The sequence below is a fragment of the Methanothermobacter sp. genome (assembly GCF_030055425.1).
Taxonomy (GTDB): Archaea; Methanobacteriota; Methanobacteria; order Methanobacteriales; family Methanothermobacteraceae; genus Methanothermobacter.
Genome location: NZ_JASFYE010000004.1, coordinates 24487 through 33490 on the forward strand (window position 1 = coordinate 24487; position 9004 = coordinate 33490).

General features: G+C 49.4%; 11 protein-coding genes. 8 read left to right on the forward strand and 3 right to left on the reverse strand.

Translation table 11 applies throughout. The features are described from left to right. Nucleotides 1–35: 35 nt before the first annotated feature. The 3 genes from aspS to hemL all read left to right on the forward strand — a co-directional run bounded on the left by aspS (nt 36) and on the right by hemL (nt 3312). A complete protein-coding gene (gene aspS, locus QFX39_RS05215) occupies nt 36–1349 on the forward strand; it encodes an aspartate--tRNA(Asn) ligase (protein ID WP_300478023.1) in 1314 nt (437 codons plus the stop codon). 12 nt (nt 1350–1361) lie between these two features. Next, nucleotides 1362–1979 (forward strand): cobalt-precorrin-8 methylmutase, encoded by a 618-nt coding sequence (locus QFX39_RS05220; RefSeq protein ID WP_300478190.1) that lies wholly within the window; start codon nt 1362–1364, stop codon nt 1977–1979. A gap of 70 nt (nt 1980–2049) precedes the next feature. Beyond that, nucleotides 2050–3312 carry a glutamate-1-semialdehyde 2,1-aminomutase gene (gene hemL / locus QFX39_RS05225; RefSeq protein ID WP_300478025.1) on the forward strand — a complete coding sequence of 421 codons (1263 nt, stop codon included), beginning with the start codon at nt 2050–2052 and terminating at the stop codon, nt 3310–3312. Between the two features lie 62 nt (nt 3313–3374). On the opposite strand, the gene QFX39_RS05230 is transcribed toward hemL, so the two are convergent. Together QFX39_RS05230 and QFX39_RS05235 are read right to left on the reverse strand one after the other, a co-directional pair. Further along, a complete protein-coding gene (locus QFX39_RS05230) occupies nt 3375–3932 on the reverse strand; it encodes a hypothetical protein (RefSeq protein WP_300478026.1) in 558 nt (185 codons plus the stop codon). Between the two features lie 127 nt (nt 3933–4059). Further along, nucleotides 4060–4770, reverse strand: a complete 711-nt coding sequence (locus tag QFX39_RS05235) for a DUF4012 domain-containing protein (protein WP_300478027.1) — start codon at nt 4768–4770, stop codon at nt 4060–4062. Nucleotides 4771–4989: 219 nt separating this feature from the next. Here QFX39_RS05235 and mtxX point away from each other — a divergent pair, with 219 nt between their 5' ends. From mtxX to QFX39_RS05250, 3 genes are all read left to right on the forward strand, one after another. After that, on the forward strand, nt 4990–5685 hold the full coding sequence (gene mtxX, locus QFX39_RS05240; RefSeq protein ID WP_300478029.1) for a methanogenesis marker protein Mmp4/MtxX: 696 nt from the start codon (nt 4990–4992) through the stop codon (nt 5683–5685). Nucleotides 5686–5732: 47 nt separating this feature from the next. After that, the gene (gene uppS / locus QFX39_RS05245) at nt 5733–6500 is read left to right on the forward strand and encodes a polyprenyl diphosphate synthase (RefSeq protein ID WP_300478030.1); all 768 of its coding nucleotides are present in this window, start codon (nt 5733–5735) and stop codon (nt 6498–6500) included. Between the two features lie 82 nt (nt 6501–6582). Next, nucleotides 6583–7335, forward strand: coding sequence for a TatD family hydrolase (locus QFX39_RS05250; RefSeq protein WP_300478192.1), 753 nt, complete (start codon nt 6583–6585; stop codon nt 7333–7335). A gap of 12 nt (nt 7336–7347) precedes the next feature. On the opposite strand, the gene QFX39_RS05255 is transcribed toward QFX39_RS05250, so the two are convergent. Next, nucleotides 7348–7716 (reverse strand): carboxymuconolactone decarboxylase family protein, encoded by a 369-nt coding sequence (locus QFX39_RS05255; protein WP_300478031.1) that lies wholly within the window; start codon nt 7714–7716, stop codon nt 7348–7350. Nucleotides 7717–7872: 156 nt separating this feature from the next. Between QFX39_RS05255 and QFX39_RS05260 the strand changes: the two genes are divergently transcribed. Both QFX39_RS05260 and QFX39_RS05265 read left to right on the forward strand, forming a co-directional pair. Next, nucleotides 7873–8523, forward strand: a complete 651-nt coding sequence (locus QFX39_RS05260; protein ID WP_300478033.1) for a 2,5-diamino-6-(ribosylamino)-4(3H)-pyrimidinone 5'-phosphate reductase — start codon at nt 7873–7875, stop codon at nt 8521–8523. 11 nt (nt 8524–8534) lie between these two features. Beyond that, on the forward strand, nt 8535–9004 hold a 470-nt coding region (locus tag QFX39_RS05265; protein ID WP_300478035.1), incomplete at its 3' end, for a DUF483 domain-containing protein.

Consider the following 9004-nt stretch of genomic DNA (forward strand, 5'->3'; position numbering starts at 1 on the left):
TTGATAATTCACTTTAGCGACAAGAGGTGATCTGATTGTTACTTGGAGATCTTAGAAGGACTCACTACTCAAAGGACATAAAACCTGAAATGGATGGAGAGGAAGTCACTGTCATGGGATGGGTCCATGAGATAAGGGACCTTGGGGGAATAATATTCGTACTCCTCAGGGACCGTGACGGGCTCATCCAGATAACAGCACCCAGCAAGAAGATTGAGAAGGACCTCTTCAAATCCATGAGGAAGCTCAAAAAGGAATCCGTTGTGGCATTTGGGGGAAGGGTCCAGGAGTCAGATAAGGCCCCCGGTGGCTTTGAGATAATACCATCATTCCTGAGGGTTCTGAACCCATCAAAGCAGCCACTGCCACTTGACCCCACAGAGAAGGTGAAGGCTGAGATAGACACGAGGCTCGATGCCAGGTTCCTTGACCTCAGAAAACCATCAGTGAGTGCAATATTTAAAATAAAGAGCAGGATGCTGCACTCAGTCAGGGTATTCCTTGAAGAGAATGGTTTCCTTGAAATCAACACCCCAAAGCTTGTTGCATCTGCAACAGAGGGGGGCACTGAGCTCTTCCCGATAACCTACTTTGAAAGGGAGGCCTTCCTGGGTCAGAGCCCACAGCTCTACAAGCAGATGATGATGTCAACGGGCCTTGACCGTGTCTATGAGATAGCACCCATATTCCGTGCAGAGGAGCACGACACCCTCAGGCACCTCAACGAGGTGATATCCATCGACATAGAGGCATCCTTCGTTGACCATGAGGATGTCATGAAGATACTTGAAAGGCTGGTTGTGAGGGTCATTGAGGATGTTAACGAGCACTGCACCGACGCCCTTGAAACCCTGGGAAGGACCCTTGAGGTGCCCGAAACTCCCTTTGAGAGGCTGGAATACGATGACGCAGTGGAACTGGTAAACTCCCGGGGAGTCCCAATGAAACACGGCGAGGACCTTCCAAGGGCGGCTGAGAAGGCCCTTGGTGAGGTCATGGACGGCTACTACTTCATAACCTCATGGCCAACCGCAATAAAGCCATTCTATGTGATGCCAGATGAGGACGACCCAGAGAGGAGCTATGCATTCGACCTCATGTACAGGGACCTTGAGATATCCTCAGGTGCCATGAGGGTCCACCAGCATGACCTCCTGGTTGAGAAGATAAGAAGGCAGGGGTTGAACCCGGACTCCTTCGAGAGCTACCTTGCAGCCTTTGAGTATGGAATGCCACCCCACGCAGGCTGGGGCCTGGGGGCTGAAAGGTTCAACATGACCCTCACCGGTGTGAATAACATAAGGGAGACTGTGCTCTTCCCGAGGGACAGGAGGAGGCTCACACCTTAGGTGATAACATTGATGGGCGCATCCACAGGACAGGGCTATAAGATAGCCAGAAAGAGCAGGGAAATAGTCAGGAAACTGATATCTGAAGAGTTAAGATCTCTCAGGGATGAGGAGGCGGCCATAGTTGAGCGCATAGTTCATTCAACCGCTGACCCTGAGTATGCCCGGTTGACAGAGTTCAGCCAGGACTTTGTGGATGCAGCCCTTGATTCACTCAGGAGTTCAGGCGAGATACTCACCGATATTGAGATGGTCCGTGCAGGGATATCCAGACCTGCCAGCTGCCACATAAGGGACCCTGAGGTCAGGGAGATCGCAAAAAAGAGGGATATCACCAGGGCAGCTGCCTCAATGCAGTACGCTGCAGAGAGGGGCTTCGGGGGGATTGTTGTTATAGGGAATGCCCCAACAGCCCTCATGAAGGTGATTGAACTTACAGCTGAAGGCATAATGGATGCAGAGGCGGTTATAGGGGTTCCTGTGGGATTTGTAGGTGCTGCAGAATCTAAGGAGGCCCTCAGGAAAACAGACATACCCCACATGATAACCAGGGGCCCCAAGGGGGGCACACCTGTCGCAGTGGCAGCTGCAAATGCTCTTATAGCACTATCAGATGGAGGGGAAGTTTAGAGGTTCTCCTGAGGATAAGTTCGAAGGGTCCTTAGCATCATCGAGGATTAGAAATATTAGAGGTTCCATCATGAAGTCGAAAGAACTGTTTGAAAGGGCACAGAGGGTTCTACCGGGTGGTGTCAGCTCACCTGTGAGGAGGTTCGAGCCATACCCCTTCTTTGCAGCTGGAGGTAAGGGGTGCATACTGGAGAGTGTTGACGGTAAGAGCTACATGGACTACTGTCTGGCGTATGGACCCCTGATACTGGGACACGCACACCCTCTGGTGGTTGAGGCGGTTGAGAGGCAGATAGAGAGGGGCACAACCTATGGTGTACCATCTGAGGGGGAAATAGAGCTTGCAGAGACAATAATAGATAGGGTTCCCTGTGCTGAGATGGTAAGGTTCATGAACTCAGGCACAGAGGCCACCATGGCCGCTGTGAGGCTTGCAAGGGCATACACAGGGAGAGAAAAGATTGTCAAATTTGAGGGATCCTACCATGGGGCCCACGATTACGTCCTTGTGAAGCCAGGTTCTGGTGCCGCCGCAGCACCCGATTCACCGGGTATACCTGAGGATACCGTGAAAAATACTCTAACCACGGTCTTCAATGATGAGGAGGCGATGGTTGAACTCATTGATGGGATGGGAGATGAGATAGCATGCATCCTGGTTGAACCTGTAATGGGCAACATCGGGTGCATAGAACCTGAAAACGGCTACCTGAACTTCCTCAGGGATGTAACGAGGGAGAACGACATTCTACTCATCTTTGATGAGGTCATAACAGGCTTCAGACTGGCAGCAGGGGGCGCCCAGGAGTACTACCGTGTGAAGCCTGACCTCGTGACACTGGGAAAGATAGTCGGGGGTGGCTTCCCCATGGGGGCCCTGGCAGGTCCAAGAGAGATAATGGAGAACATTGCACCGGCTGGTAGCGTATACCAGGCAGGCACATTCAATGGAAACCCCGTATCTGTGACGGCAGGTCTTGAAACCCTTAAAATACTTGATGATAAAATGTATTCCCGTCTTGAGAGGATGGGGTCCCATCTTAGGGCAGGTTTAAGGGAACTCATCTCTGACATGGACCTTGAGTATCAGGTTGCAGGTCCGGCTTCAATGTTCCAGATATATTTCACTGAGGACGAGGTCAGAAACTACGCCGATGCTAAAAAATCAGACACTGAACTCTTCATGAAGTACTTCCATGGGCTGCTGGAGAGTGGTGTCTTCATACCACCATCACAGTTTGAGTGCTGTTTCATATCCGCTGCACACGAAATGGATCATATAAACAGTACCCTTGAGACTGCAGAGGATGTGCTCAGCCATTTAAAAAATTAATCCCTTTATTTTAGTAGCTTCTGAGTTACATGAAGAGCTGCCACATTCCTGATATTAATTTTTTATGTGAATTTTACGGCTATAAAGAAGTAGAGGAAGCATATAACCACAAAGATGAGGAGAACCGTAACGGCGGTCCTTAAAAATCTGCTGTTAAGCGTCTTTCCCTCACGTTCAGCAAGGAACTCCCTCTGTTCACGTACCTGTGATATGAAACTCTCCGCCTCTCCCCTGCCACCGGTTATGAGATTGCTGTCTATTATTTCCTCATCAAGGAGTTCGTCCACAATCTTTTTCTGTTCCTTCACGTCGTCGATTATTCTCTTCTCAGCCACGAATTCCATGAGGGACCATTTACCGCTTTTTATTTCCTGAAGTGTTCTCTCCTCATTGTCTATGCTTCTTGAGAGGTTTTCAAGGAGGAATCTTTTCCGATCACTTTTTTCTGGAATTTCAGGGTCCGGTTCATCTGGTTCTTCATAGAACTCTTCGAGTGTGCTGTAGTATCCCAGTGAGCCCCCACATTCACAGGAATCAAAATCAGATGGGTCCTCACCATCTTCCAGCTGGTAGTAGCCCCCGCATTGTGTACATATAAGGTAGCCACTGGTTTTTTTCATGTTTCCCTCGGCCAAGGAGATCCCCCAGACATATATATTACATTATAGTAGTTAAGTTTTGTGTTGAATCATTTATTTTTTCATGCACTGAGGACCCGATGATGGTTTTCCAAAAAATAAAATAGGTTTAGCTGGTCACCCTTTCAAGTCCTGTGGATATGAGGAACTGTATGAAGGCACCTTCTGGTACAACAACGATGTTTCCCTGCTGATACTGCTGTATCCCCGCGTTTACCATGGCCATGTACTTTGAACGGTCCTTTGTGGCATTGAATATTGCCCTCATTAATGACTGAATAGCAACGCCCCTAGCGGCTCCCTGCTGCTGTTCCTCCCTGAGGAATGTTATGCTGTTCCCTGAGACATAGCCCTGGCCCTCAACATATACGGGACCTATTGCCTGAAGGATGCCGTCCACTGCCTGGGGTGTCACTATCACAACGATATCTGTTTTCACACCGGTGTTGTATTCCACTATCTCCTGCGCAAGTCTGGCACCCTTCTCTGTATCGTTTTCCCAGAGGGAGTCATGTAGGAGCCACCTGTTTACTCCCTGCGCCCTCAGTGAAGATGGAGGTTCTGCTGTTGGATGTGCCATGTTGTGGGGGTAGACAGCTGTTACATTGGTTATGTTACCCTCGTTCAGGGTTATTATGAAGGCCATGTCAACTGCCCCTATACCTGGCCTTGGTTCACTGGGATCCGCGCAGAGCAACAGCACGTGTTTTTCTCCCACAAAAACGTTCTGTGAGTTTGTGATGTAGTTTTCATATGTTACAACTGACAGACCCACTATGACTATGAAGAGACCGAGAATTATCTTATTTTTTGTATCCATATACTTACCTTCCTTTAAGATGGTCCTAAATTGGATCATATTAGGGGTTGAGATTGAAAACCTGATTCAAATAGATTTACGTTAACCTAAATTTGCAGAATTCCATATAAATATTTGGTGCTCATGTATCATATAAAACTGAATATTTAATACCTCATAACACATATATTAATGTTGCTGCAGTTCCAGAGAGATTTTTAAATAAGGGGATGTGAGCCAATGAGAATAGTGGCAGGGGTCGGGGAGAACAGGAACATCGAAAGGGCTGCGTATTCAGTGGAATTTGATGTTGAACTGGTTTATTCCGAGGAAGAATTCATCGAAAGGTTAAGGATGGGAAAGGACGCCTATGTGAGGGGGTCCCTCTCGTCAGCAGGTATAATGTCGGAACTCAAGAATCATGGGCCCCTGATGAGGGCTTCATGGATAGAGACAGGAAAGGGGAGTTTCCTCCTTGCACCAGTCGGGATAGATGAGGGTGAAACAGTCACTGAAAGGCTCAGCATCGCCACTGCCGCAGGGGACTTTCTCATGAAAACAGGGACCGAGCCACTCATCGGTATAATATCAGGGGGACGGCCAGGTGACCTTGGAAGGTCCCCTGCAGTGGACAGTTCAATCCGTGATGGTGAACTGCTGGCATCAATGGTAAAGGATAAATATGAAGTGAGGCACTACCATATACTGATAGAGGAAGCCGTGAGGGATGGGTGCAACGTCATCATAGCACCCGATGGAATAACAGGTAACCTCATATTCAGATCACTGGTTCTCGTTGGCACGGCCAGAAGCCACGGGGCTGTGGCCCTTGGATTTAATGGGATTTTTGTTGACACATCAAGGTCACAGACCACTGCGGGTTACCGCAGGGCACTGAGATTCGCCCACTGGCTTGCCACCAGTTGGAGAGATTAGAACATTAATTTATAGAATATTAAAAACTCCAGTCGGGTAGATGGGAAATGTCACCTTTAAAACCTCTTTACAAACTGTATGAGTGGTACATATCGCGAAACCTCAAAAGGGAGAGAATGCCAAGGCACGTTGCCATTATAATGGATGGTAACAGGAGATACTCACGACTCCAGGGCAGCGTCGACCCCATAGAGGGTCACAGGAAGGGTATTGAGACACTGGAGAAGGTCCTGGACTGGTGCGTTGACCTTGGAATAGAGATAGTGACCGCCTATGCATTCTCAACTGAAAACTTTAAAAGGCCAGAAAACGAGGTTAAGGGCCTAATGAAGCTCTTCAAGGAGAATTTTGAAGCCATAGCAAGCAATAAGAAGATCCATAAAAATCGTGTCAGGGTCAAGGCAGTAGGGAAACTTGAACTGCTCCCTGAAGATGTTAGAAAGGCTATAGAGGTTGCTGAGAAGTCAACTGAGGGATACTCTGATCGACTTGTGAACATCGCCATAGGATATGATGGGAGACAGGAGATAGTGGACGCCGCAAGGAAAATCGCCGAGGACGTCAGGGCCGGCCGCATTGACCCGGAGGACATAGACGAGGACATGATAAACAGGAACCTCTACACCGCTGGGCTGGAGGACCCCCACCTCATAATAAGGACCAGTGGTGAGGAGCGCCTCAGCGGTTTCCTCCTCTGGCAGTCATCCTATTCAGAACTCTACTTCTGCGACAGCCTATGGCCAGAACTTCGAAAGGTCGACTTCTTAAGGGCCATAAGGTCATACCAGCATAGAGAGAGGAGATTCGGTACCTAGGTACTCATAAGGTCAACTTTTAAATGGGTATAACCCTGGCCACGCTGATAAAGGTCAAGCGATCAATGGAGGGATCAATATAATAGATGTTCACTGTCACATGGACTTCAAGGACTTCAACAGGAACCGTGAAGAGGTTATTGAAAGGGCAAAGGGGAAACTCAGGGCCATTATAGATTCAGGTGTTGGACTCGGGGGCAACAGGAGGGCCCTTGCACTTGCCTCAGATTATCCGGGATTCATATACCCCACCATGGGTTTCCATCCTGCCGACGCATCAAAGGCCAGACCTGAACTCATAGAGGAGGTCTCGGGGCAGATAGAATCACACATTGACAGGATCGTGGCCATAGGCGAGACAGGTATGGACTTCCACCACACCCGCGATGCTGAGGGAAGGAGAAGACAGGAGGAGGCCTTCAGAATCTTCGCCAGACTTGCAGAGGAACATGAGATGCCCCTGGTTGTCCATGCAAGGGACGCCGAGGAGAGGGCCCTTGAGATTGTACTGGAGCACAGCATACCAGAGGTGGTCTTTCACTGCTACGGTGGCAGCCTATCAACTGCAGAGAGGATAATGGACGCTGGCTACCACATATCAATATCCACACTTGTGACCTTCTCGGATCACCACATGAAACTTGTGGAGGACCTCCCGCTGGAGTGCATGCTTACAGAGACCGACAGCCCATACCTCTCCCCCTTCAGGGGGAAGCGCAACGAGCCAGCATTTGTGGCTGAAGCGGTTAAGAAAATAGCAGAGATCAAGGAAACCGATATTGAGGATGTTGACAGGGTGACAACATCCAATGCAGAAAGAATTTTTGGCCTGTGAGGCCCTCTGGATTTATTCATCCATCTCCCTGAAAACCTCAGCTGCCGCAGTAACACCATTTATGGCTGCAGGAAACCCTGCATAAACGGCCATCTGGATTAGGACCTCAATTATCTCCTCCCTGCTGCACCCGGCATTGAGGGCACCCTTCACATGACCTTTTAACTGTTTTTCAGCCCCAAGGACCGTGAGGGCAGCCAAGGTGACAAGTTCCCTTGTTTTAAGATCCAGCGCATCCCTGGAGTAGATGTCACCATATGCAAATTCAACCACGAACCTTGAAAGATCAGGTGCAACATCCTCAAGTTCATCACGCAGCTTCCTGTAGGACTCCCTGTGTATCCTCTCAAGTATCTCCATTCCAGCAGTGTATCTGTCCATACTTCAACCTCCCGATCTGGAAACCCCACCTGGTTTCCACACTGATTTAATAGTATGGCGGCGGTGTCGACTGCCCCACCGTCATCCAGACCATCAGTTTCCACACTAATTTAATAGTATGGTGGATATAAACCTATAGACTGGAGGAGAAGGTTCATGAGGCCATACGTTATACTCAACGCAGCAATGACACTGGACGGTAAGATTGCAACAAAGACAGGTAGTTCTGAGATATCCGGTGAGGAGGATCTCAGGAGGGTCCATGAGCTTCGAAGGGAATGTGACGCCATAATGGTGGGGATAAACACGGTACTCGCAGATGACCCCCGGCTCACCGTCCACAGGGTTGATGCAGAGGAAGGGGATAACCCTCTCAGGGTGGTTGTTGACAGCAGGGCAAGGACACCCCTGGATTTCAGGGTCCTCAACCATGAGGCCCCCACTGTGATAGGTGTCTCGGAGAGTGCCCCGGCATCAAGGGTTAATGAACTCAGAAAAAGGGCTGAGGTTGTGGTTGCAGGAAAAGACAGGGTGGATCTCCGCCTGCTCCTTGAGAGGCTCCATGAGATGGGTGTCAGGAGGCTGATGCTCGAGGGGGGCTCAACCCTCAATTTTTCAATGTTAACGGAGGGCCTTGTTGATGAGGTCCGGGTGTGCATAGCCCCGATGATCGCCGGTGGTAGGGAGGCAAGGACACTGGTTGATGGTGAGGGCATAGACGATATGTCTGAGGCCATAAAACTTGAACTTGAGAGGTTCTACACCCTGGGGGAGGACCTCATAGTTGAGTACACAGTAAAGAGGTAGATGTGGTTTTCATGCTAGAGAGGATCTATGAGAGGATACTGAGGATAAGGGAAGACGGATGCAGGGACTGCCTGAAGGTCGTCTGCCGTATGGATGACTTTCAGTTCAACCAGCTCATGTCGAGGCTCCAGCTGCAGATTGAGATAACCTCACGGTACAATCCGCCCGTGAGGCCTGCCCTGGATCCCATGATATCCACGGAACTTGGTGTGTACAGGGGTGATGATGAGAACATAGGGAGACTCCTTGGCTACCCTGAGTGCTGCATAAAGAGCTTCTCTGAGAACACCAGGTATGCGATTGATGAGGATCACCTTGCAGAGGTGGATGAACTTGAGGTTCCCCCAGGTAAATGCGCCCTTGTGCTACCATCAGGTTTCATACCCTGTAGCCTCAGATGCAGGGAGGCATGGGAGAGGAATCTCATAGCCTTTGCAGACATGGAGGAGTTTAAGAGGATACTTGAACTTGAGGATGAACT

Bases quoted from the DNA above. Each gene is read 5' to 3' on its own strand.
- QFX39_RS05260 (WP_300478033.1), top strand. From the start codon at position 7,873: ATGAGGCCATACGTTATACTCAACGCAGCAATGACACTGGACGGTAAG.
- QFX39_RS05220 (WP_300478190.1), top strand. From the start codon at position 1,362: ATGGGCGCATCCACAGGACAGGGCTATAAGATAGCCAGAAAGAGCAGG.
- uppS (WP_300478030.1), top strand. From the start codon at position 5,733: ATGTCACCTTTAAAACCTCTTTACAAACTGTATGAGTGGTACATATCG.
- QFX39_RS05235 (WP_300478027.1), bottom strand. From the start codon at position 4,770: ATGGATACAAAAAATAAGATAATTCTCGGTCTCTTCATAGTCATAGTG.
- QFX39_RS05255 (WP_300478031.1), bottom strand. From the start codon at position 7,716: ATGGACAGATACACTGCTGGAATGGAGATACTTGAGAGGATACACAGG.
- mtxX (WP_300478029.1), top strand. From the start codon at position 4,990: ATGAGAATAGTGGCAGGGGTCGGGGAGAACAGGAACATCGAAAGGGCT.
- hemL (WP_300478025.1), top strand. From the start codon at position 2,050: ATGAAGTCGAAAGAACTGTTTGAAAGGGCACAGAGGGTTCTACCGGGT.
- QFX39_RS05230 (WP_300478026.1), bottom strand. From the start codon at position 3,932: ATGAAAAAAACCAGTGGCTACCTTATATGTACACAATGCGGGGGCTAC.